Raw genomic sequence first — 20,943 nt, 5'->3', positions numbered from 1 at the left:
CGCCTCTTCGCGAGAAGGGGCACGCTTCCAACGCGTCACTCCAGAAAAAAAACAATTGGAGAGCACCATGACTTCAGCAACATCGCTGCCGGATGAACTCGAACGCAGCACCATGCGCCGTGTCGCCTGGCGACTGCTGCCCTTTCTGATCGTCTGCTACCTGATCGCGATCATCGACCGCGGCAACATCGGCATGGCTTCCCTGCAGATGAACGAGGACCTGCAGCTCACGGCCAAGGTTTTCGGCTTCGCCAGCAGCCTGTTCTTCTTTGCCTACTTTCTGGTCGAAGTACCCAGCAACCTGGCCATGCAGCGCTACGGGGCACGTATCTGGATAGCCCGCATCATGATCACCTGGGGCTTGATATCCGCAGGCACGGCATTCGTCCAGGGCGCCAACTCTCTGTATGTGATGCGTTTCCTGCTCGGCGCTGCCGAGGCCGGATTCTTCCCTGGTGTCTTGCTGTACCTCACCTACTGGCTGCCGTCGGCCTACCGTGCGCGCATGGTGGCACTGTTCATGGTGGCGATCCCGGCTGCCAACTTCATCGGTTCGCCGTTGTCGGGCCTGCTGCTGAGCCTGGATGGCTGGATGGGCATGCGAGGCTGGCACTGGCTATTCATTCTCGAAGGCATTCCTGCCGTACTGCTGGGCATCGCCTGCCTGTTCGTGCTTACCGACCGCCCGGAGCAGGCCAAGTGGTTGAGTGACGAGCAACGCGGCTGGCTCACCAAGCGCCTGGCTGATGAAGCCTCGAAAAAGACCGCCATCGGCCATATTTCGCTGTGGAAGCTGCTGCGTCACAAAGACATCTGGGTGCTGGCACTGATCTACTCGGGCGCTTCTGCCGCAGGCAGCACCATGAGCGTGTGGGCCCCGCAGTTGCTGAAAACCTTTGGCCTCAGCGCCATGGAAATCGGCCTGGTGAACGCCATCCCTTACGGCATCGCCTCGGTGCTGATGATCATCTGGGGCCGCAGCTCCGACCGTACCGGCGAGCGTCGCTGGCACACCGCAATGACCATGCTGCTGATTGCAGCAGGTCTGCTGATGACCTTGTTCACCTCGTCCCTGCCGGCAACGGTAGTGATGCTGACCATGGTCCTTGTGGGGGCGTACTCGATGAAAGGCCCGTTCTGGGCACTGGTGTCGGGCTGGCTATCTTCGTCGACCGCTGCTGCGGGGCTGGCAGCCGTGGGCGCCATGGCCAACCTGATCGGAGGGGGCATCATGGTCAATGCCTACGGCGCCATCCACGATGCCACAGGCAGCTACTCCCTGGCACTGATGCCATTGGCCGCACTATGCACCGTGGCCGGTATCGCTGTACTGGTGATCGGCCGCAAGCGCCAGCGCGAGCAAGCTGAGACAGCCAGCGCCGTCAGCGCGAAATAAGCCGCGCAAGCCGTACTTCGATGCCCACTTTCCTGCCTCAGGAACGTGGGCATCGTCATTTCACAACAACAAGATACGAGGAATATCCATGACGCTGTCTCGTCGTCAATTCTTGCAGGCCACCGGTGCACTGGGTGCTGTCGCCTCCATCGGCGCCATGGCCGACGTGCCCTTCAGCAAGGGCGATGCGCACCCGCGCCTGACGCCGCCCGCAGGCAGCATCGACTGCCACATGCACCTCTATGACAGCCGCATCCCGGCCGCACCCGGCGCTACCCTGCTGCCGGCGGATGCCTCGCTGGAGGATTACCGCAAGCTGCAGCAGCGCCTGGGCATCCGCCGCATGGTCATCGTAACGCCATCGACCTACGGCACCGATAACCGGGTGATGCTCGATGGCTTGTTGCGCAGCCGAGGCGATGCCCGGGGTGTGGCGGTTGTGTCGAATGCGATTACCGACGCAGAACTTGCCGAACTGCACCAGGCCGGAGTGCGTGGTATCCGCTTCAACCTGAGCGTCGGCAGCCAGGCGCTCGATGGGCTGGAAAGCCTGGCCGCGCGGGTCGGCGAACTGGGCTGGAACGTACAGGTCGCTCCCGGGCCGCTGCTGCCCGAGGTTGCCCCGCGCTTGCTGGCCTTGCCAGGCAAGATCGTTATCGACCACATGGGCCATGTACCACAGCCAGAAGCGCTGAAGTCGCCGGCTTTCGCCGCACTGGTGCGGCTGCTGGACACCGACCGGGCATGGATCAAGCTGTCGGCACCTTATCTTCGCTCGAAAATCGGAGCACCGCTGTTCGAGGACGTCGGCCGAGTCGCCACTGCACTGATCAGCCATCGCCCTGATCGCATGCTATGGGGCAGCGACTGGCCGCACCCGACGCTTGCCGCCGAGCAGAAACCCGACGATGCGCTGATTCTTGACCTGCTGATGCGCTGGGCTCCAAAGGAGCAAACCCAGACCCTGATCTTGCGCGACAACCCCGCTCAGCTCTACGACTTCTGATCACCCGCCAAACCGAAAAGTCGCGCGCATCGGACGAATGACGAAACTGGGTCCTGGGGAGAAGCGGACAGTAAAGAACAGCCCGGCAGCAAACCACCGGGCCGCAAGCCATCAACGTTGCGAGTCGAGCACTTCGTGCTCCGTCACTACCTGCTGGGCCTTGGCGTAGCTTTCGATCAGCAGGCGGTAGTGCGGGAAGATCAGGCTGTAGGCCTCGGCCCACTGCGCGGCGTCGGGGCGGTTCCAGGTGCGCTGGATTTCCGAGGCGACTGCGGCGGTATCCATGGGTACCACGCCGGCCTGGACGACGCGGGCCAGGGTGATTTCCTGGGCGGCCTTGGAATAGGTGCCGGAGGCGTCGATCACCGCGAACACACGGTAGCCGGCGTTGACTGCGGCGATCGCCGGGAAGGCCATGCACACGCTGGTAATGGTGCCAGCGATGACCAGGGTCTTCTTGCCGGTGGCCTGCACAGCGGCGACAAATTCGGGGTTGTCCCAGGCATTGATCTCACCCTTGCGCGCCACGTACTGCGCATGGGGCGCAGCCTCGTGTATCTCTGGGATCAGCGGGCCGTTGGGGCCCTGCGGCACCGAGGCGGTAGTGATCACCGGGATCTTCGCCAAAGTGGCGATCCTGGCCAGGGTGATGGCGTTGTTGCGCAGTTCGGTCATGGGCATGTCCTTGACCGTCTGGAACAGGCCGCTCTGGTGGTCGATGAGCAGCATGGCAGTGTCGTCGGGGTCGATCACCGGGCGCTGGCCGTTGAAGTTGGCAATCTGCGAGAAGTTGGTCATGTCGGTTCTCCTGACAGGGCATCCGGGCCGGGAAACCCGCGCCTCCTGCGCGGGCGTTCATCCGGACCAGGCGACCTGAGTCCGGGGTGTGACATTGCGGGCAACTACCCGAAACGTCCGCTCTGTTATGGAGTTCACGATACGGATGGAACAATTGCTTCGGTAGTTGGCAAAAACTACTATCAGTGTTCTGCCAGAGGAACACTGAAATGGAAGACCTCAACGACCTCTACTATTTCGCCCAGGTGGTGGAGCACGGTGGTTTCAACCCGGCCGGCCGCGCACTGGGCGAACCCAAGTCGAAGCTCAGCCGGCGCATCGCCGGGCTGGAGGAGCGCCTGGGCGTGAGGCTTATCCAGCGTTCGACGCGGCACTTCTCGGTGACCGAGATCGGCCAAGTGTTCTACCGGCACTGTGTGGCGATGCTGGTGGAAGCGGCGGCGGCCACCGAGGCCGTCGAGCAGCACCGCGCCGAGCCGCGCGGGGTGGTGAACCTGAGCTGTCCCACGGCGCTGCTGAACTTCTGGGTCGGCCCGATGCTGGCGCGATTCATGGTGCGGTACCCGCTGGTGGAGTTGCATGTGCAGAGCACCAACCGCCAGGTGGACCTGATCCCGGAAGGCATCGACATCGCTTTGCGGGTGCGCTTCCCCCCACTGGAGAGCAGTGACCTGGTGATGAAGGTGCTGGGCGAAAGCCGGCAGCATGTGGTGGGCGCCCCGGCATTGCGCGAGCACTTGCCGGCGAGGCCAACCCCTGCCGATATTGCCACCCTGCCGACACTGCACTGGGGCGTTGTACAACGCGAATACTACTGGCAGCTGGATGGCCCCGAAGGTGCCAGCGCGCAAGTGCGCTATCAGCCGCGAATGGTCACCGACGACCTGGTCGCCCTGCGCCAGGCCGCGCTTGTGGGAGCCGGTGCGGTGCACATGCCCGCCGTTGTAGTGCGTGAAGACCTGAATGACGGCAAGCTTGTGAACCTGCTGCCGGACTGGGCGCCCCGTACCGGGGTTGTCCATGCGGTCTATGCGTCCCGCCGCGGTTTGCTGCCGTCGGTGCGGGCGCTGCTGGACTTTCTTGGCGAAGAATTTGCCAACAGCGGGATCAGCTAACGGCCTGCCCTGCCGGATGCGCCCAGCACAGCCTTGCGCTGGCGTTTCACCAGGACCTTGCGGCCTGTTTCGACAAATGGCGTGACGATCAGGCTATAGACCGTCAGGTAACGCTGGTGGTCTTGCTCGCCGGTGCCGAAGCGGATGCTTTCAGGCGTCGATGTGGTGACATAGAGCGTGCCGAACATCCAGTCCCAGAGGGACAGGTTTGTGCCGAAGTTCCGGTTGAAATGGCGTGGGGCGTCACTGTGATGGATCTGGTGCTGGGCCGGGCTGTTCAACACATGCTCCAGCTGCGGGCCGAACGACAGCCAGACATGGCTATGCCGCAGGTTGGCCGCCAGGCTGTTGAAGATGAACACCAGGTAGGTCACGCCGAACAGGGTGTAGCGGCTGACTTCGCCGCCGCACAGGTACCAGAAGCACCCGGCGTAGAGGCCGATGCCAATGCCGGTGCTCAGTTTCTCGACGATCTTTTCCACGAAATGTACCCGGCTCGCCGTCGCCGGCACCAGCACGGGTGCCGAATGATGGACCTTGTGAAAGGCCCAGAGCCAACGGGAGTGAAAGGCCCGATGCGCCCAGTAATGAATGAAGTCCTTGAGCAGGAACACCCCCAACCCGTAAAGCAGGGACAGGGCGAGGTTCTCGCCCACGCGCGGGCGTGCGCCCCAGAGGTTGCTGAAAAAGGCCAGGTAATCGCCGGAGCGCAGGATGTAGGGATCGACCAGTTGGACGACGGGCAGCACCAGCGCAATCTTGAGGATGGCCCGCACGAAGTAATAGCGGTAATCCAGCAGCGCAGAGGGATGAAAATGTATACGGGCGCCGCCGATGAATTGCCAGAACGAATGGGCGCTGCTCAGGCCGCACCGCTTCCTGAAGCGGAACAGGCCATAGGCTGCGCCATAGGATATGCAAAGGAACAAGGCCCCGAACCGGCCGTTCATATTGAAAATGCCGAACAACTGGTCGGTAACAGGCGTGATTACCCACTCGGTCAGGTGCTCATAGACAAGCGACAGCGCATCCACGAATCGTCAGCCTCGGCAAAAGGGACGCGATTGTAAATCAGATTTATTTACTCCAGTGGTTTTATGCAGGGCCTGGTGCTGAAAGTACCGATCGGGGTGAACTACCCGCTGCGCCCATTCGACTGATCATGCCGGGGCAGTTACGCTACTGCCCTCTCCTGCGAGCCCGGATACAGCAATCCCGGCTAGGCGCCTTCATGGCTGAACAACGGATGCTAGCGCTCACCGCACCTTCCGGAGATTCCGTTCGTTGACTGACTCACAGCACAAAGCGACCTACGCAAAACGGTTCGATGCCGTACTTGCCTACATCGACAGCCACCTCGAAGGTGACCTGTCGGTAAATGCTTTGAGCCGCGTCGCCCACTTCTCGGCATTTCATTTCCATCGGCAGTTCACGGCATACATCGGCGTTCCGGTTTCACGGTATGTGCAACTGATGAGGCTTCGACGCGCGGCGCATCAACTGGTCGCCTCGCCTGCCATCTCCGTGCTGGAAGCAGCTTACGGTGCCGGCTTCGAAAGCCCCGAAGCCTTTTGCAGGGCCTTCAAGCGTGCTTTTGGCGTGGCACCGAGCGTATTTGCCAAAGCCCCGAACTGGCAGGCCTGGAGTGCGGTTTTCGTTGTTCCTCACCTTTCCAGGAGTATCACCATGCAGATCCGTATCGTGGATTTCGCCGAAACTCATGTGGCCGCGCTCATACACCAAGGAGCGCCCGGCCTGGTCAGTGAAAGCGTCGCGCGTTTTCGCCAATGGCGCATTCAAAGCGGCCAGTCACCAGTGGCCAGCAGCCGAACCTTCGGCATTCCCTACGACAACCCCGACACTACCCCGGCACACGCCTTTCGCTTCGCCGTGTGTGGCGAGATGGACGAAGCCGTGCAGCCCAATGATTTCGGCGTGCACGAACGCGTCATCCCGGCGGGCCGCTGCGCCGTGATCAGGCATACCGGCTCGCCTGACTACATTGGCGAGACCATCTATCCGCTTTATCGGGACTGGCTGCCTTCGAGTAACGAGGAACTGCGTGACCATCCGTTGTTCTTTCACTATTTGAGCGTGTATCCGGAAACGCCGCTGGAGCAATGGCAAACGGATATCTACGTGCCGCTAAAGTAACTTGGCTAGACGGCCTTCAGGGGTTTTGAGGTATGCCGTCTGCGAGACCTTCATCCGTTTTTGGCTGAGATCGGCGGGAAACGGGTGCCCTATGCCGGAGGTGATCCGGCAGAAGCCTGCAGGGCTGCGCACAGATCGAGTCCAGACGGATGCCCGACTCTCTTGGTAAACTAGCCGCCTGCCCTGGCTATCACCGAGCACTTGCCGTCGACTTTTGTCACGGCGCGCACTCGGATTGGTACGAACACCCTCGAAACCGCTGAATTTGGTACAAGATACGTTGAACGATATGACCACCAACCCAGGCTCTAACCCAGCAACCACGCGCCCTGAGCCTTCCCGTCGCTTCAGCGTTGCTCCCATGATGGATTGGGCATACTTTTCTTGAAGGCCAGCATTTTAGCGCCATTCAGACTATGGCACTTCAAACGCGTACCATTTTTGTACCATTCGAGTCACTTCCTAGCCCATCCTCATCCTAAACCCTCCTTGCTGATGAGAGGCAGTACGTCAGTTTCAAATATTGAATGGGCTAATCGTCCATTGGGTTTGTAACCCGTGATTCCTTCTAGCGACTCGATGAAACCACCGACCGCGACGATGACGTACTTAAGATGAGTACCTTTGAATGCTGAGATGCGAGGAGGAAGTTGCTGCATCACAGAGGCCATCCCAGGACTCTGTTGTTTGAGAAAAATTTCAAAGGGCATATGTCGGCGACGCAATTCGAGGAGAAACCGGTGGTTAGCCAAGTCTTCTGGCACCCAACCACCTCTCGTAAAGCACTTTTCCAAGACTATCGATGGCAGCAGGGCACTTTGCTTTGCACTATACGGCTGTTGCTTAACGGTCAAATCGATAATGTAATAGGGAGGTGCGACTACTATGGCATGCGGCGCGACAAACTCACCCTCATCAAAACTCCAGAAATAACGATCGGCCGCCCCAGATTTACCAGGAAAACTTATAGTAAGGCACGACTTTGCCACATAATTCCATACACCCAAGCGATCCAACATTCGCCCGAGCATGCCAGATGTATCGACACATGCTCCCAGTCGCCCATCACGTTCGACCTCAGACCTTAGCACCTCTGCTGCTATGTCGATCTTTCTACGCGCCACATCCAAGTAGTCAGGAGTGTAGCCTTTCGCCTCTATATACTGCGCGTACAACTCCAGATAGCGCGAATCCTTTCGCTCCCGCTCGATAAAGTTAGGATGATCACAGAACCCGGCATTCTCAAATGGTATGCCATGGGCCTTGAATTTCGTCTCAAGTTGTCGCTGCCTTGCCGGATTAGAAAGTTCCCAACTCATGTTATCCCTCACTAGTTAAATATATCTTCGAGCCAAGCAACAAATGCACCGCAACAAAAGAAGGAAAAGGCGTTCAAGGCTCAGCAAATAGGTTCTTGAGCACCATTGAGAGGCCATGCCTGCGACGTCGAGCTAATCAGGCATGACTGGATCCGGGTTGATAACAGATCCAGGCGCCATAACTCTAAGCCTTGGGAAAACCCCAGTCCTTCGGCCCCAGTTGAATACCTTATTAAATGCCTCGAGAAATCCTTGTTCACTTTTCAGAAAGCGAGTATATGTATGGAGCTCACCATATGAAAGCGCTATTGTCGGCACATCTTTAGAGTCATACACATCAATCAGTATCGGCGTGTACTCATCATAACTATCATTGAAAAGCTCCTTCATAACCACCAGGCCGTAAACACCCTTCCCTTCTAAATCAACCTTTACCTCCGCATCTCCATTAAAAAACAAGGCTGGTGTTTTACGCTTTAAATAGAGTGCAGCCCCTTTAACCTGCGCCGCCCCTTTCTTCAACGCTTTTAACGCTGTAGATTTTTTCCGATCAATTGACTGATTGACAACCCTCTCCAAATTTGGGCTATCTTTTGCCTGCACGATAAACACACTAGACCCAGTCACAATTAAAATATCTGCAACTTCTTCTCTGTCATAATAACGCTTTGGCGAATGATAGATTTCCTCTGGAGCAAATATACGCTGGAGCAGTGCAATTATCTCTTGCTCTTGAAAGCTGCCAGGCTCCTCCCGCTCAAGAGCAAAGTGGCTTACACTCGAGCTTCCGTGATACATATGACTTTCATCACGCATATCTGCAAACACAATATTCTCAGGATACAACGGCTCCAAAAATTCTACCTTTATAGCGCAATCATCCTGCTTTGCACCCGTAAACTTAAACCACTCTGAAATATAGCTTATAATTGCACTTTGATTAAGCCCTTCTGCGGAGGGTATCCCGACCCCCTGCATCAGCTCCCTATGAGCACTTGATGAAACAAATTTCGACTTATACCCTAGCACTTCGCGCCCAAGCTCATCAAAAAAATATACATCTACATACTCGGACAAAAAGAGCGTACGAAACTGATACCCGAGCAACTCTTTCGCCAAAGCACCACATATAGTTAATGGGTGGTTGTAATCATCAAAAAAAGCAGCAACGAACCCTACCGACTCAACCCCAGAGACATTGTAAGGAACCAAATGAATAGAGAACCCCTTTCTCACCTTAGCGGCTAATATAATTTCTTTACTGACTTTTACAACCAAACGCGGCAGCGGATCATCCTGAAACATTATCGGCAGCAGGCCAACTGGCAACTCATGCACATATTGCATTACCGCCGGATGTGTTATTGAAATCATTCAATATCTCCAAAACAATTCGCAGAAGCGAAATCATAGATAACTGGCGCCCGATTATTCTGTCCATGTGGTGCTTGAGCTTGCCGAGCCTGATGAGTTTAGCTGATTGGGGCGATAGGGATTTGAACCCGCCCGACATGCTCGGCAGGCCACGATAGGCCAGTAAAAACGGCTATCCTCGCCTGAGCAGATGGCCCATTCTGGCCTCAAGCTTCCCAGAAGCTGCCCTAAATTTGCCCTAAAAATTTCTACGGTACCAGGAGAGCATCATGGACGAGAAAGCCGCAACCACAGCAGACACCCTGGAGCTGCTGCTACTCAACCAGACCGCCATCAGAGCAGCACTGGAAGAGCTGTCCCTCACCTCCACTGTGGGCAATCCTCTAGTTTTCTTCCCTTCTTAGAATGATCACAGCCCCCATACGCTTCGAGAATGTGAGCAATAGCGAGTCGGCGATGGTCTTCGCACCCAAAACGCTGACCGGCTAACAGTAGGTCGCCTCTTGCGATGTGGATTAATCTCAGCGACACTTTCAATTCATCTCAGACAGGAGTGTCACCGTGGCAGAGTTAACATCGCAACCTACAACGATCCAGTCGCTCTATGCCATGTACAGTGACAACCTCCTGTACGTCAATCGCCGCTACCAAAGAAAGTTGGTCTGGACGCTGGAAGAAAAGCAAAAGCTTATCGAGTCCATTCTAAAAAAATATCCAATCCCCGCAATTCTGATTGCAGAGCGCGAAGACTCACCCAAGACTTACGAAATCATTGACGGCCTGCAGCGCCTACATGCCATCATGTCGTTTATCGAAACATCGTTCACAGATACAGAGGGACGACTTTTCGACCTTTCGCATTTTCCCTCGGCTAAACGGCGAGCAGACGAAGGACTTTTTACTCCAAACACTCACAATGCATATCTTACGCCAAAGGCTGTAGGCACGATTCTTGACTATCCATTCGCAATGTCTGTGATGCGAGGGGCGACGGAAGACGAGATCAACGACGTATTCGGAAGAATTAACACTTACGGCCACCGCTTAAGCGACCAAGAACGCAGACAGGCAGGGGTACAAAACTCTTTCTCAGAGCTTGTAAGATCAATCGCCTGTACTCTGAGAGGGGACGAGTCTCACGAAATTCTGCCTTTGAATTCAATGCCGTCCATTAGCATAGATCTACCAAAGACGAAGCATGGCTATGAGGTACAGGCCGATGAAGTGTTTTGGGTGGAGCATGGTATCTTGCGCTCAACGGAGCTCAGGGATAGCCTCGACGAGCAATGCATTGCCGACATAGTCACCTGCATTGTGGGCGGCCAGCTTATTGATCGTTCAAAAGACGCCCTTGATGCCCTCTATACCTATGACTCCCAGGAGTCCAATAGGATATTAGCGGCACTGGAAGTTTATGGAGCGGATAGGGTTTCTGATGAGATCAAATACTGTATATCGCAAATACTTGAAGTATGCGCTATAGAGAACCCAGAAAAACCCGAAAAGCTACGAAATATCATTTTCAAAACCAGAACCACAAACCCATTCCCTGCAGTTTTCGCGATCATAACTCTTGCTTTTCATGAGCTTATAGTTAAGCAGGGAATGGTAATTACGGACTTCCCCGGACTACGAAAAGCCATTGTCAACTTAAGCGAACGCATAGAGACTGGACAGGGTGCAACTTCGGCAGCTCAGCGACTCGGCAATATAAGAGCGGTGAAAGGCGCTATTCAAGACTTTTTTGTCAAGGCGCAACCTGAGCCACCTATTTATGGCAATCACGCAATCGCTGACATCGACGGTCTTTTGCGGAGGTCTGAGATCGAGCAATCAGACTTCGAGTTCAAACAAGGGATACTCACTTTATCCGCCAAAAGAGAAATGGACCCCGGCATACTCCAAAAAATTCACGAGACCATCTGCGCAATAGCAAATAACGGTCCCGAAAGGACAGGTAAAATCGTGATAGGTGTGAGTGACAAGCCCGCCGACACGAAACGAATACAAGAGCTCGACGCCACCATAGCTCGGAAAGTTGGAAAACGGGATGTTGTCGGCATCAATCGCGAGGCAAAACTTCTTAACATCACGACTGAAGATTATTTTATCAAGATCAAAGAATCTATCAAAACCTCACCTTTATCCGACGAACTAAAGACTTCTGTACTTTCCCACATTGACTACAACCCTTATTTCGGCCTAGGAGTAATTGTAATCACCATCCCACCACAAACTAACGTCGCTTATTATGGTGACCATGTATTCTGGCGAACTGGCGACTCTACCACAGAAGCCAAAACAGCTAAAGAAATAGCGTCGGTAGCACAGCGCTTTTAACTTCAAACGGGAGCGACATTAAATTCATGTCGCTCCCCGTAGGTGCCGCGCCGCAGTTATGCTTAATTATTCCACAAGCTTACGCCGACAGGTTCAGCATTTTACAGTCCAGAGCTGATCGATACGTGTTGTATAGGACTGGCTCAACATTTCTCTGCGCATCCCCCAATCAGGAGATGTAGGCACACTGCCCGGTCTCATCGTCCCCCTTTCCCAACGATTGTTAATGCGATCCATCACATTCATTAGCCGATCACAGCAAACCGATTGCTTAAGCGCGAAAAGATCCGCCGTAAACTCCCCAGGCTGTCGTAAATCCATTAACAAAACCTCAGCTTTGCTATATCGAAATCCTGGCTGGAAAATCTTTGCTGCGGCATCGACAGCTAGTCGAGTCATCAGAAGCGTATCGCAGGTCGGGTAAGGCAGCTCAACCAGCGCGCCTTGAGCGTGGCGCGCCTCTTCCGGGTTAAACATCCCTGTACGGATGCTCACTCGCATGCGTTTGCAGACCGAACCTTGGGCACGCAGCTTCTCGGCTGCCCGCCCCGTGTAAGTGGCCACTGCCTGTTTAATCGGTGCCAGCTCCGTGAGACGCTTGCCGAACATCCGGCTGCAGCAGATTTCCTGCTTCGGTGGATCTGCCTCATCCAGTTCAAGGCAAGGCGTGCCGGCGAGTTCACGCGCCGTCTTCTCCACCACCACATTGAACTTGTCTCGCAACATCCTCGGATCTGCCTTGGCCAGATCCATCGCTGTGTGGATGCCCATGGGTTCCAGATGCACTGTCATCCGACGGCCGATGCCCCACACCTCTTTCACCTCTGTGTTACGAAGCACCCAGTCACGCTTGAAGTTGTCAGTGATGTCGACGACCCCACCGGTCTGCGCCTGCAGACGCTTTGCGGTGTGGTTGGCGAGCTTCGCCAAGGTCTTGGTCCGAGCAATGCCCACACCGACGGGGATTCCTGTGCAACGCAGCACCCTGGCGCGCACGTCCCGGCCGAACTGGGTGAGGTTGCCCGCCACGCCTGTGAGATCGGCGAAGCACTCATCGATCGAATAGACCTCTGCCGCAGGCACCATGGACTCGATCAGGGACATGACCCGCTCGCTCATGTCGCCATACAGCGCATAGTTCGACGAGAACGCCACGATACCGTGCCGCCGAAGTTTCTCCTTCGCCTGGAAGTAAGGCTCGCCCATCTTCACGTACGGCTTGGCATCGTATGAGCGTGCGATCACGCAGCCGTCGTTGTTGCTCAGCACTACGATGGGCGTCTTGGCCAGATCCGGACGGAACACACGCTCACAGCTCGCATAGAACGAGTTGCAGTCGATAAGCGCGAACACCTGATCACTGCGCATGGTCGCGCACGCTATACCGCACCACACCCCAGACGACCAACTCGTCGCCCTCCATGATGTACCGAGGTGGATATGCCGGGTTTTCGGATTTGAGGATGACTACTCCGTCGCGGCGATGAAGCCGCTTGCAGATAGGCTCTCTGTTGACAGCTGCAATGACGATATCGCCGTGCTCTGCCTCACGCCCCCTGTCTACGATGACCAGGTCACCAGAGTAGATGCCCGCCCCTTGCATGCTGTCGCCCTCGACTTTCACCAGATACACATGGGGCGCGCGAAGGTCGAACAACTCATCAAGAGAAATATGACCTTCCAGATGGTCGGCTGCAGGCGACGGGAAGCCTGCCGGCACGTGGAATGAGTACAGCGGTAGCGGTTCGGTACCGCCGGTTGGCGTACCCAGAAAAGTGATGGTCATGGTGGAAGGTCCGATGCAGACTGTATGTATATACAGTAAATCCGGCATCGTTCGCCCGGTCAATCCTGGGCAGCGAAATTTCTGACAGACGAGAGGTAGTTATGTGTGGACGGTACTCGATCTACGAGTCGATGGATCACTACCTGCGGCAGCTATCGCTGGACCTGGTGGTAATCAACGGCTATGACCATGAGCCGATTGGTCGCTACAACGTAGCGCCGTCGACGCGAGTCGAGATCATTCGCCAGGCTGGGGATGGGTTGTACGTTGATCGCGTGAAGTGGGGATGGGCACCATTTTGGGCGAAGGGGAAGCGTCCAGCTCCGATCAATGCTCGGGCCGAGACGGTGGTGACGGGGAATTTTTTCAAAAGCTTGTGGCCAAGGGGCCGGGCTTTGGCTCCGGCGAATGGATGGTTTGAATGGGTACCCGATCCAACAGACCCGAAACGTAAACAGCCCTACTACATCACCAGCGCCGAGGGGGAGCCGCTCTTTTTTGCGGCGCTTGCTGAGGTGCACCAGGGCGTAGAGCCGGATGAGCGAGACGGATTTGTGATCATTACAGCAGCTGCCGATCAGGGCCTACTCGATATACACGACCGAAAACCTCTTGTGCTCACACCAGAAGTTGCATGTGAGTGGATCTCGCCATCTACCTCGACCGAGCGCGCTGAAGAGATAGTACGAATGGGTTGTCGAGTCGCTGGCGATTTTAGGTGGCACGCCGTAAGCAAGGAGGTGGGCAATGTCCGTAATCAGGGGGCTGAACTGATATTACCTTCGAGTTGAAAAGCCCCAAAGCTAACGCCGGGAACAGCAATTTTTAGCGGCTAAAGTTAAGGAACTGCCCCAGCCACCAGCGAGGAGTTTAGCTAAAGAAATCTTTAAATAAAGAAATCAACAAATCTACAAATGTAGAAATCTACACTTCGGCCCGACGTTCAAAAGAACAAAAACGCTTTTACGCAAAAACGCAAAAGCGCACGCAGCCCACTGCCCACGGGCCCCGGACAGGGAGCCACCCCTCGCGACCAAACGAAAAAGAATTGTTGACAACATTCAAAAGACTCGGATTAAATTCGCTACCAACGTGGAATCGAAGCCATCTCACACAGCCGCTGAGCGCTTGCGCTCATCTTGGAGAAAGTATGTCGACCTTTAACCTGCTTATTATTTTCTGCATCGAGGTTGTGCGATGGCTTCAATTACTAGAACTAGAAAAGTTGCTCCAACACTGACGGCTGCCAATTCATGATTACCAATTCTCCGGTAACCTCCGCCTTACCCTGTCGCTGGTTTGTGTTGGTATAGCGAATATCCAGACATTCGAAGTGGAAGCCATCAAACGCACGCCGGATGTCCGGGTGGTCGTTGATGCTGACCATCACCTTGCCCTTGCAGCGGCGCATGAATTCCGCCATGCGCTCGTATTCCTCGAAGGGGAAATCGACGCCATAGCCGGCGGTCTGCCAATAAGGCGGGTCCATGTAGAAGAACGTGTGCGCTCGATCGTAGCGCTCGGCGCAAGCAAGCCAAGACAGGTTCTCGACGTATGTGCCGGCGAGTCGTTGCCACGCGGCGGATAGGTTCTCCTCGATACGCAACAGATTGATGGCCGGCCCGGTGGTTGCGGTACCGAACGTTTGCCCGGTGACTTTGCCACCGAAAGCGTGCTGCTGGAGATAGAAGAACCGGGCAGCACGCTGGATGTCGGTCAGGGTCTCGGGGCGCGTCATCTTCTGCCACTCGAAGACCTGACGGGAACTGAGCGCCCACTTGAACTGGCGCACGAACTCCTCCAAGTGGTTCTGCACAACGCGGTAAAGGGTGACCAGGTCACCGTTGAGATCGTTCAGCACCTCCACAGGAGCTGGCTGGGGACGCATGAAGTACAACGCGGCTCCGCCGGCGAAGACTTCGACATAGCATTCATGAGGGGGGAAGAGAGGGATCAAGCGGTCGGCCAGGCGGCGTTTGCCACCCATCCAGGGGATGATTGGAGAGGTCATAGGTATGCAAGTCTTTACTGTATGGATAAACAGGTGTTAGGCTCGCCGCGCTTTGTGCACAAGGCAGAGGCCACGGCTGGACTTGCAGGAAGGGTCTGCGGGTTCGGCGGACCGGGCTGGATGTTGGCGCATCCACCCGGCTCGCCTCTTTTCACTTGGTGACTTCGCGGACGTAGGCCTGGCAGGCCTGCAACGCAATCAGTCCCTGGTCGCCTTCATCGGTGATGGCGACAATTCGTTGAGCATGCGCTCGGTCAAGTTGGGCGCGTACGGCGCCATGTACCACGCCTCCGGAGCCGGCGGCTTCTCGCATCCCACGGTCACAACCCTGGGCGGTAAGGGCTCCGGTGTCGACAAGGACTGACAGCCGCAGATCAGCGGTAGCAAGCCGGTCACGCAGACGAGCCTGAGCTTTTTGAACATCGTTCATTTCCTTCCAGTGCGTGTTGTTCTGATCCTGCAGGCGAGCCTCCAGGGCGCGGCGCGCATCCTGCTGCTCTGCCAGTTGGTTGAGCGCAGCCGCAGCAGCCTCCTCACGTTCACGGCCGTGCAGGCGATCCTTCTCCGCCAGCTGGTTGCGGTAGTCGTCAGCCTGCTCGGCGAGCTGCCTTCCGTATACGTTCACCTGCCATACCCAGGCTGCCCGGGCGCCGATGGCACAAGCGAGCGCCAAGGTCACCGCGGCGATCAGGCGACCGCCCCAGGCGGTCACTGCAGCACCTCAAGGGCTCGCTTGTAGATGGCCATGCGATCATCCAGGCCGTTGGTACCGCCGTTGATCCGCTTCGTGATGGCCAGCATGTCGCCCTTGTCGGTCAGGCTGTTAAGCCCCTCCTTCTGCCAGAACCAGCCGGCCGACATCGATGCATAGACTGGATGCTCGAGCAGCTCCGGTGTATTGAGCAGACGGCTGTCACCGAACAGAGCCTCGCTGCAGGCTTCGTAGTTGAAGAGGCCTGTTACCTGGATGAGGCCACGACCTCGAAAGAACTGGCCATCTCCATCTGCGTCAGGCGTGTTGCCCAGACGCTGGGCCAGACGCCCGGTGTCGTACTTCGACAGGTACCTGTCATTGCCAAGCTCACGCACGTATTGCAGCTGGCCCGACTCATGCCCTATCTGGGCGAGGAAGGCAGCCATACGCAGGCGTGTGATGATGGCGAACTTACCCATGGTGGCGTTGAGGCCGGGAACAAAAACGCCGGCTTTCGGGCCGGCGTTCGGGTAGATCTTTTGTAGCTGTTGTACTGAGATAGCCATTCATTTCTCCAATTGCTGCCGCGTGCGGCTTTAGGACTACAGCTGCTCAACCCTGAGCGGCTTGTTGTCGTCTTTCTTCTTTTTGCCCGAGGCCTTGGCCTTGCCCTTCTTGCCGCCGTTGCACTCCACGGTGGTAGTCCAGCCGCTGGCGGTGAATACCTGCTCGACGCTGTCCACCAAGTACTCGCCATCCAGGCCGACCTTGAAGCCCTGGGCGTTGATCGTGCGTTCGGCAAACAGGTCAGTACGCCCGGCCATTTCCAGGCGCACACCGGCGGTGCTGCGGTTGAACGCCGCCAAGCGCGCCTTGGCGGCCTGCTCGGCGGCAGTCTTGTCGGGATAGATATGGCGGTCGGTATGCACCGGGGCAGGCCGTCGGGGGCCTCGTCGTTGTCCAGCTGGACCACCTGCAGCGCGCCGGTTTTCTTGTCCTGGTGCTGGGTCCGCACAGCTTTTTGCGCGCCGCGATCCCCGAGGCGGAATTGGTAGCGCTCGACCTCGGTTTTGTTGATGGTAACGACCAGCAGGGTCTTGCCGCTGATGCTTTTTCCGCCCTGCCGGGGCATGACCAGCAGCTTGCCCTCAGCCACTTTGGCGGTGCTGTCGTACTGCTTGGCCAGGCGCGTTACGAAGTTGAAGTCCGACTCGTTGCGCTGGTCGACGCGCTCAATCTTGGTGGTCACCGGGCACACCGGCTCCCAGCCGTTGCGCTTGGCCACATCGTTGACGATCTGTGACAGCGGCACGTTTTCCCAGCTGCCGCTGCGCACGGTCTTGCCGCTGCCGCGCATGTCGCTGGCCTTGCCGCGAATGGTCATGGTGTCCGGCGGGCCGGACAGCTGCACCTCATCCACGGTAAAGGCGCCCATGCGTTTAAGGGGCTGGCCCTCATAGCCCAGCAGCACCTCCACCCGGCCGCCACGCCCAGGAAGCGCGACAGCCTGGTCGCGATCGTCAATCCGCAGCTCGAACTCGTCCGACTCCATGCCGGGCTTGTCCGATATCCGCAGCAGCAACAGGCGGTCATTGATCAGCGCGGTAATGTCTTTGCCATCCGCGACGATACGGTACGTCGGTTTCATGCTTGCTCCAGAAATGAAAAACCCCGCACAGGGCGGGGCTCGTTACGCGTAACGCGGGGTTATCGGTCGAACAGCTGCAGCAGCTCCACCGCCGGCGCCGAAAGGTCGGGCAACTGGATCAGCAGGCCAGCGCGGTACGGCTGCACCTCCCTGGCCAAGTCTGGGTTGGCCTCCAGCACCGCCTCGACGGTGCCATTGAGGTGCCCGTAATGGTGCTGGCAGATCACATCCAACAAATCCCCGCTAGACGTTCTGCAGATCGTTGCCATAGCTCACAAACTCCAGGGTGAACCCTTGTTTCCGGGGGATGCCACCTGCCAGCAGGTGACCCTGTTCTTCCTCCACGCTCACCAGGCACCAGTCGCCCAGTACCTCGCCGTAGCCCGTGACCAGCTTCAGCGCCTGCAGGTTGCGGCCGATGCTGCGCAGCACGGTCAGCTGCTTAATGCCGCCCTTGTGGTGCGGGAAGATCGCACCCTTGAGCGTTATCTTTTCCTCACCCAGGCCAACGGCTTGCTGCGCCACACTGCGGCGCAGGCGTTCCTGGCCGGCCCAGCGGAACGACGCCTGCCGGCGCAGCTCGTCAAAGGGCGCTGTATCTAGGTTGAAGTAGTACGGCTGCAGCTTGGGGTCGTGCGGCTGGATGATCAGCAGGTGGGGAAACGGCGCGACCGCCTCGGGCAGTGGCGTAGCCGAGCCCAGCAGCCCGCCCGTGGGCAGAATGTTGGCCAGCGACGGGCTCACCAGCCCCGCCACGCGCCCAGCCTCAGCCGTGACCTTGGCTGCCATCGTCTTGAATGTGCCAATGCGCTCCTGCACCTGGGCGGCGCCGGTGACGACTCGGCTATACATTGACGCCACTTGCCCCACCTGAGACTGGGCCACATTGATACTACGCACGATGCGCCCCAGCTTTTCCCCAGCCTCGGGTCCGACAAATGGGATGTTCTCCAGTTCGGATGCGGCGCCCGTGATGCTGCCGACCGCGCCATTGAGCGGTGACAGCATAAGCGAATGAACACAGCATTCATGCTGATGGCGCAGTACAACGGATTAGCCATAATTCCTATAGAGAAAGTTTGCGCCGACTATTTCACCCATCTAACACCAGAAATGTTTCTGCGGAAGGTATTCTCAGGACAGATTAAGCCTCCCGCTACACGACTGGAACACAGTCAAAAAAGCGCTAAAGGCATACACCTTACCGACTTCGCACTATATCTAGACCTTCAAAGAGAAAGCGCCAAGAAAGAATGCCAGCAAATTAACAAACCTCTCAAAGCCAACCAATGACAGCAAGCGGGCGATCACAACCATTGTCGCCCGCCTTCCACATTGCATGAGAGGTCACACCATGGAGCCAGTTTTAATTAGATACTTAGGCTCGATTTTGTCTTGATACACCTGATGCAAAGTTTCTAACACAAGGCGTCCAAACGGTGTAACCTCATAGGTAACATCAATGTAAGATTCAAACTTGCTTGGATCTAACATCATCGTCTGGCGCGTAGCCATTTTGATCGATCTCTTGCATACCCTGAAGTTGACCAAAATGTCACCCAATGCATGCTCGAAGCTGTGAGGATTTTGGTAGCCTTGCATAAAGAGAAATAGATCCAAGTTATCTACCCTCTCAAAAACGCGAGCTATCTCCCTGAAATTCTGTTCACGAATCTCTCCTCGAACCAAACGCTTGAATGCACCAGCAAGCATAATCGCCTTCTGTTCATTCTCTAAGCGATCCATCAATTCAATAAGGTCGGTCACAAATTCTTCCGCCTCACCGGGGCTTTCAAACTCATCATCAAATTTTTTCAAATCATCATCAGTCAATTCTGAAAGATTAGAATGAAAAACTTCCACACGCTTCAAGAACCTACTGCGTTTATATTTATTCCTAAACTCCCAAGCCCCTACAAATGATCGCACTACCGGAACGTTTTTCAAAAGCTCCGAATCCGTCAATGTATCTATAACTGCCTCAGCATAGTCAACACCCGGCATAGACTCAAAAAAACTTCGAACCACCCCTTTCGACTTACTAACCTTTTTATCTTTTGAGTCGTTCATTTCCATCTCCTAACCTACCCTGGAACCAAGGACCACACTTGAACTTATGATTTTGCTCAGCCAGCTCCAGCCTTTATACCTATCCCCACGCCCACGCAAATGGGTGTATCTCCGCAACGAGTTCCAATCGCGGCGCCCAGATACGCTTGAGACCCTTGGTATGTCCCAGTCCATTTCAAACAACCGGCTGACCCCCTCATGACGCATGATCATGGAAGTGTAAATCCTCGATACCAGTCATCTTGCATGCCTTAGACCAAGCCGTGCCGATGGAGGGAGTGTTATATGGAAAAATCTCTGGGCACTCACGCGGCATGCCTCTGCACGATAATCCAAGCCTCATCCGGTAAGTAGCACCACACGTCATTGCCGATCTTCTGACCGGGGTTTTTCATGTCGCGCACTTTCACAGCTTGCCTGTGCTCGTCCAGGTCTTCCCAAAGAATGCGGGCGATCTCGTCCATTCGGCGCGTTGAGAAGATAGCGAACGCCATGACCTTGGGCATGTGAATCACACTGGGGCGCCGCTGCAGCATCTCAAAGAAGTGCTTCAGCACCTTGTCCAATTCATCCAACGTTGGCCGTCGATCTCGCTCCCGACTTTTCATGTTGTAGCCGAAGTTCTTGAGCACCAAGCGCGCATCAGTCATTGCTAGCGGATTGATCTCATAGCCCCAAGCTGCCCTGGCCAGCGACAGCACCGAGCCCAAGTGCGCAAGATCATTGCCGGCCGTCTGCGGCTTGACCTCCCCCCTTCTGGACTCATGCGCCAGAGGGCATAGTCCACCAGCACCTGCTGGCTGATGACGGAGTCGACCTTTTCCCCAAGGTAGCTGTTCTTGATGGCGTTCAGCGTGCGTCGCTTCGTCTCGCCCAACGGCCGGGCTTTCTCTGCCTCGACCGGGTAACGGTCGATCATCTGCTTGACCGTATGCACTTCCCGGGTGGCGCGCTCAATAGCACTAGGTTCAGCTAACTCGGTTTCCCGTCGCTTCGCCCAGGCCACCGCAGCCTGTTTGCGGGCGAACGTTTGACTCTCTTGGTAGACTGTCACCTTGTCGCGATTAATCCGGATCTGGACGAGGTAGCTGGTGCTGCCATCGGCCTTTTTACGCGTTCTGATCGTTGCCATCTGAGATTGGTACACGTCGTCTTTCGATTGGTACATTGTACAAAGCGCTTGGTAAAAACGCCTCAAAACCCCGAAAATTGGTACAAAACACGTTGAACGA

The 20,943-nt window shown here is 56.3% G+C and carries 20 protein-coding genes and 2 pseudogenes; 8 read left to right on the top strand and 14 right to left on the bottom strand.

Annotation, left to right across the window (positions count from 1 at the left end; genetic code table 11):
* The first annotated feature begins 67 nt into the window (after window positions 1–67).
* Window positions 68–1,396, top strand: coding sequence for an MFS transporter (locus tag JV551A3_RS08755; RefSeq protein ID WP_133970911.1), 1,329 nt, complete (start codon window positions 68–70; stop codon window positions 1,394–1,396).
* A gap of 88 nt (window positions 1,397–1,484) precedes the next feature.
* Window positions 1,485–2,402, top strand: coding sequence for an amidohydrolase family protein (locus tag JV551A3_RS08750; RefSeq protein WP_133970910.1), 918 nt, complete (start codon window positions 1,485–1,487; stop codon window positions 2,400–2,402).
* Between the two features lie 111 nt (window positions 2,403–2,513).
* Here the strand turns inward: JV551A3_RS08750 and JV551A3_RS08745 are convergent, their stop codons facing one another.
* Window positions 2,514–3,200, bottom strand: a complete 687-nt coding sequence (locus JV551A3_RS08745) for a hydrolase (RefSeq protein WP_112253306.1) — start codon at window positions 3,198–3,200, stop codon at window positions 2,514–2,516.
* Window positions 3,201–3,409: 209 nt separating this feature from the next.
* Here JV551A3_RS08745 and JV551A3_RS08740 point away from each other — a divergent pair, with 209 nt between their 5' ends.
* On the top strand, window positions 3,410–4,315 hold the full coding sequence (locus JV551A3_RS08740) for a LysR family transcriptional regulator (protein WP_133970909.1): 906 nt from the start codon (window positions 3,410–3,412) through the stop codon (window positions 4,313–4,315).
* Here the strand turns inward: JV551A3_RS08740 and JV551A3_RS08735 are convergent.
* The gene (locus tag JV551A3_RS08735; RefSeq protein WP_133970908.1) at window positions 4,312–5,349 is read right to left on the bottom strand and encodes a sterol desaturase family protein; all 1,038 of its coding nucleotides are present in this window, start codon (window positions 5,347–5,349) and stop codon (window positions 4,312–4,314) included. The genes JV551A3_RS08740 and JV551A3_RS08735 overlap by 4 nt on opposite strands.
* Before the next feature lie 250 nt (window positions 5,350–5,599).
* Between JV551A3_RS08735 and JV551A3_RS08730 the strand changes: the two genes are divergently transcribed.
* Complete coding sequence (locus JV551A3_RS08730; RefSeq protein ID WP_133970907.1) at window positions 5,600–6,469, top strand: AraC family transcriptional regulator; 870 nt, start codon at window positions 5,600–5,602, stop codon at window positions 6,467–6,469.
* Between the two features lie 473 nt (window positions 6,470–6,942).
* Here the strand turns inward: JV551A3_RS08730 and JV551A3_RS08725 are convergent, their stop codons facing one another.
* Window positions 6,943–7,788 carry a hypothetical protein gene (locus JV551A3_RS08725; protein ID WP_133970906.1) on the bottom strand — a complete coding sequence of 282 codons (846 nt, stop codon included), beginning with the start codon at window positions 7,786–7,788 and terminating at the stop codon, window positions 6,943–6,945.
* A gap of 132 nt (window positions 7,789–7,920) precedes the next feature.
* Window positions 7,921–9,162, bottom strand: coding sequence for a hypothetical protein (locus JV551A3_RS08720; protein WP_133970905.1), 1,242 nt, complete (start codon window positions 9,160–9,162; stop codon window positions 7,921–7,923).
* 269 nt (window positions 9,163–9,431) lie between these two features.
* Between JV551A3_RS08720 and JV551A3_RS31180 the strand changes: the two genes are divergently transcribed.
* Together JV551A3_RS31180 and JV551A3_RS08715 are read left to right on the top strand one after the other, a co-directional pair.
* Window positions 9,432–9,566, top strand: a complete 135-nt coding sequence (locus tag JV551A3_RS31180; protein ID WP_256660773.1) for a hypothetical protein — start codon at window positions 9,432–9,434, stop codon at window positions 9,564–9,566.
* A gap of 157 nt (window positions 9,567–9,723) precedes the next feature.
* A complete protein-coding gene (locus tag JV551A3_RS08715) occupies window positions 9,724–11,502 on the top strand; it encodes a GmrSD restriction endonuclease domain-containing protein (RefSeq protein ID WP_133970904.1) in 1,779 nt (592 codons plus the stop codon).
* A gap of 93 nt (window positions 11,503–11,595) precedes the next feature.
* Here the strand turns inward: JV551A3_RS08715 and JV551A3_RS08710 are convergent, their stop codons facing one another.
* Window positions 11,596–12,870, bottom strand: a complete 1,275-nt coding sequence (locus JV551A3_RS08710) for a Y-family DNA polymerase (protein ID WP_133970903.1) — start codon at window positions 12,868–12,870, stop codon at window positions 11,596–11,598.
* Complete coding sequence (locus JV551A3_RS08705; RefSeq protein ID WP_133970902.1) at window positions 12,860–13,288, bottom strand: LexA family protein; 429 nt, start codon at window positions 13,286–13,288, stop codon at window positions 12,860–12,862. The genes JV551A3_RS08710 and JV551A3_RS08705 overlap by 11 nt, the downstream gene beginning before the upstream one ends.
* 101 nt (window positions 13,289–13,389) lie before the next feature.
* Between JV551A3_RS08705 and JV551A3_RS08700 the strand changes: the two genes are divergently transcribed.
* Complete coding sequence (locus tag JV551A3_RS08700; protein ID WP_133978574.1) at window positions 13,390–14,079, top strand: SOS response-associated peptidase family protein; 690 nt, start codon at window positions 13,390–13,392, stop codon at window positions 14,077–14,079.
* A gap of 425 nt (window positions 14,080–14,504) precedes the next feature.
* On the opposite strand, the gene JV551A3_RS08695 is transcribed toward JV551A3_RS08700, so the two are convergent.
* The 6 genes and pseudogenes from JV551A3_RS08695 to JV551A3_RS08670 all read right to left on the bottom strand — a co-directional run bounded on the left by JV551A3_RS08695 (window position 14,505) and on the right by JV551A3_RS08670 (window position 18,649).
* Complete coding sequence (locus tag JV551A3_RS08695) at window positions 14,505–15,299, bottom strand: DNA adenine methylase (RefSeq protein ID WP_133978572.1); 795 nt, start codon at window positions 15,297–15,299, stop codon at window positions 14,505–14,507.
* A 151-nt stretch (window positions 15,300–15,450) separates the two neighbouring features.
* Entirely contained in the window at window positions 15,451–16,011 is a 561-nt protein-coding gene (locus JV551A3_RS08690) for a lysis system i-spanin subunit Rz (RefSeq protein WP_133978570.1), read from the bottom strand.
* On the bottom strand, window positions 16,008–16,559 hold the full coding sequence (locus JV551A3_RS08685) for a glycoside hydrolase family 19 protein (protein WP_133970899.1): 552 nt from the start codon (window positions 16,557–16,559) through the stop codon (window positions 16,008–16,010). The genes JV551A3_RS08690 and JV551A3_RS08685 overlap by 4 nt, the downstream gene beginning before the upstream one ends.
* Before the next feature lie 36 nt (window positions 16,560–16,595).
* Window positions 16,596–17,641 (bottom strand): annotated as a pseudogene (locus tag JV551A3_RS08680) (phage late control D family protein).
* Between the two features lie 59 nt (window positions 17,642–17,700).
* Window positions 17,701–17,910, bottom strand: a complete 210-nt coding sequence (locus tag JV551A3_RS08675; protein ID WP_019098343.1) for a tail protein X — start codon at window positions 17,908–17,910, stop codon at window positions 17,701–17,703.
* Entirely contained in the window at window positions 17,885–18,649 is a 765-nt protein-coding gene (locus tag JV551A3_RS08670) for a phage tail protein (protein ID WP_133970898.1), read from the bottom strand. Before JV551A3_RS08670 ends, JV551A3_RS08675 begins: the two co-directional genes overlap by 26 nt.
* Window positions 18,650–18,655: 6 nt before the next feature.
* Here JV551A3_RS08670 and JV551A3_RS08665 point away from each other — a divergent pair, with 6 nt between their 5' ends.
* Complete coding sequence (locus JV551A3_RS08665) at window positions 18,656–18,934, top strand: pyocin activator PrtN family protein (protein ID WP_133970897.1); 279 nt, start codon at window positions 18,656–18,658, stop codon at window positions 18,932–18,934.
* Window positions 18,935–18,988: 54 nt separating this feature from the next.
* On the opposite strand, the gene JV551A3_RS08660 is transcribed toward JV551A3_RS08665, so the two are convergent.
* Both JV551A3_RS08660 and JV551A3_RS08655 read right to left on the bottom strand, forming a co-directional pair.
* A complete protein-coding gene (locus tag JV551A3_RS08660; protein WP_133970896.1) occupies window positions 18,989–19,711 on the bottom strand; it encodes a hypothetical protein in 723 nt (240 codons plus the stop codon).
* 9 nt (window positions 19,712–19,720) lie between these two features.
* Window positions 19,721–20,843, bottom strand: a pseudogene (locus JV551A3_RS08655) (tyrosine-type recombinase/integrase).
* Window positions 20,844–20,943 lie beyond the last annotated feature (100 nt).

Origin of the sequence: Pseudomonas inefficax (genome assembly GCF_900277125.1) — a bacterium.
Lineage (GTDB): Bacteria > Pseudomonadota > Gammaproteobacteria > Pseudomonadales > Pseudomonadaceae > Aquipseudomonas > Aquipseudomonas inefficax.
This window is presented reverse-complemented; position numbering and strand designations above follow the sequence as displayed.

What these genes read in the sequence shown, in the direction of transcription:
- JV551A3_RS08755 (WP_133970911.1), top strand. Translation starts at nt 68, where the DNA reads ATGACTTCAGCAACATCGCTGCCGGATGAACTCGAACGCAGCACCATG.
- JV551A3_RS08750 (WP_133970910.1), top strand. Translation starts at nt 1,485, where the DNA reads ATGACGCTGTCTCGTCGTCAATTCTTGCAGGCCACCGGTGCACTGGGT.
- JV551A3_RS08745 (WP_112253306.1), bottom strand. Translation starts at nt 3,200, where the DNA reads ATGACCAACTTCTCGCAGATTGCCAACTTCAACGGCCAGCGCCCGGTG.
- JV551A3_RS08740 (WP_133970909.1), top strand. Translation starts at nt 3,410, where the DNA reads ATGGAAGACCTCAACGACCTCTACTATTTCGCCCAGGTGGTGGAGCAC.
- JV551A3_RS08725 (WP_133970906.1), bottom strand. Translation starts at nt 7,788, where the DNA reads ATGAGTTGGGAACTTTCTAATCCGGCAAGGCAGCGACAACTTGAGACG.
- JV551A3_RS08720 (WP_133970905.1), bottom strand. Translation starts at nt 9,162, where the DNA reads ATGATTTCAATAACACATCCGGCGGTAATGCAATATGTGCATGAGTTG.
- JV551A3_RS31180 (WP_256660773.1), top strand. Translation starts at nt 9,432, where the DNA reads ATGGACGAGAAAGCCGCAACCACAGCAGACACCCTGGAGCTGCTGCTA.
- JV551A3_RS08710 (WP_133970903.1), bottom strand. Translation starts at nt 12,870, where the DNA reads ATGCGCAGTGATCAGGTGTTCGCGCTTATCGACTGCAACTCGTTCTAT.
- JV551A3_RS08705 (WP_133970902.1), bottom strand. Translation starts at nt 13,288, where the DNA reads ATGACCATCACTTTTCTGGGTACGCCAACCGGCGGTACCGAACCGCTA.
- JV551A3_RS08700 (WP_133978574.1), top strand. Translation starts at nt 13,390, where the DNA reads ATGTGTGGACGGTACTCGATCTACGAGTCGATGGATCACTACCTGCGG.
- JV551A3_RS08695 (WP_133978572.1), bottom strand. Translation starts at nt 15,299, where the DNA reads ATGACCTCTCCAATCATCCCCTGGATGGGTGGCAAACGCCGCCTGGCC.
- JV551A3_RS08685 (WP_133970899.1), bottom strand. Translation starts at nt 16,559, where the DNA reads ATGGCTATCTCAGTACAACAGCTACAAAAGATCTACCCGAACGCCGGC.
- JV551A3_RS08675 (WP_019098343.1), bottom strand. Translation starts at nt 17,910, where the DNA reads ATGGCAACGATCTGCAGAACGTCTAGCGGGGATTTGTTGGATGTGATC.
- JV551A3_RS08670 (WP_133970898.1), bottom strand. Translation starts at nt 18,649, where the DNA reads ATGCTGTCACCGCTCAATGGCGCGGTCGGCAGCATCACGGGCGCCGCA.
- JV551A3_RS08665 (WP_133970897.1), top strand. Translation starts at nt 18,656, where the DNA reads ATGAACACAGCATTCATGCTGATGGCGCAGTACAACGGATTAGCCATA.
- JV551A3_RS08660 (WP_133970896.1), bottom strand. Translation starts at nt 19,711, where the DNA reads ATGAACGACTCAAAAGATAAAAAGGTTAGTAAGTCGAAAGGGGTGGTT.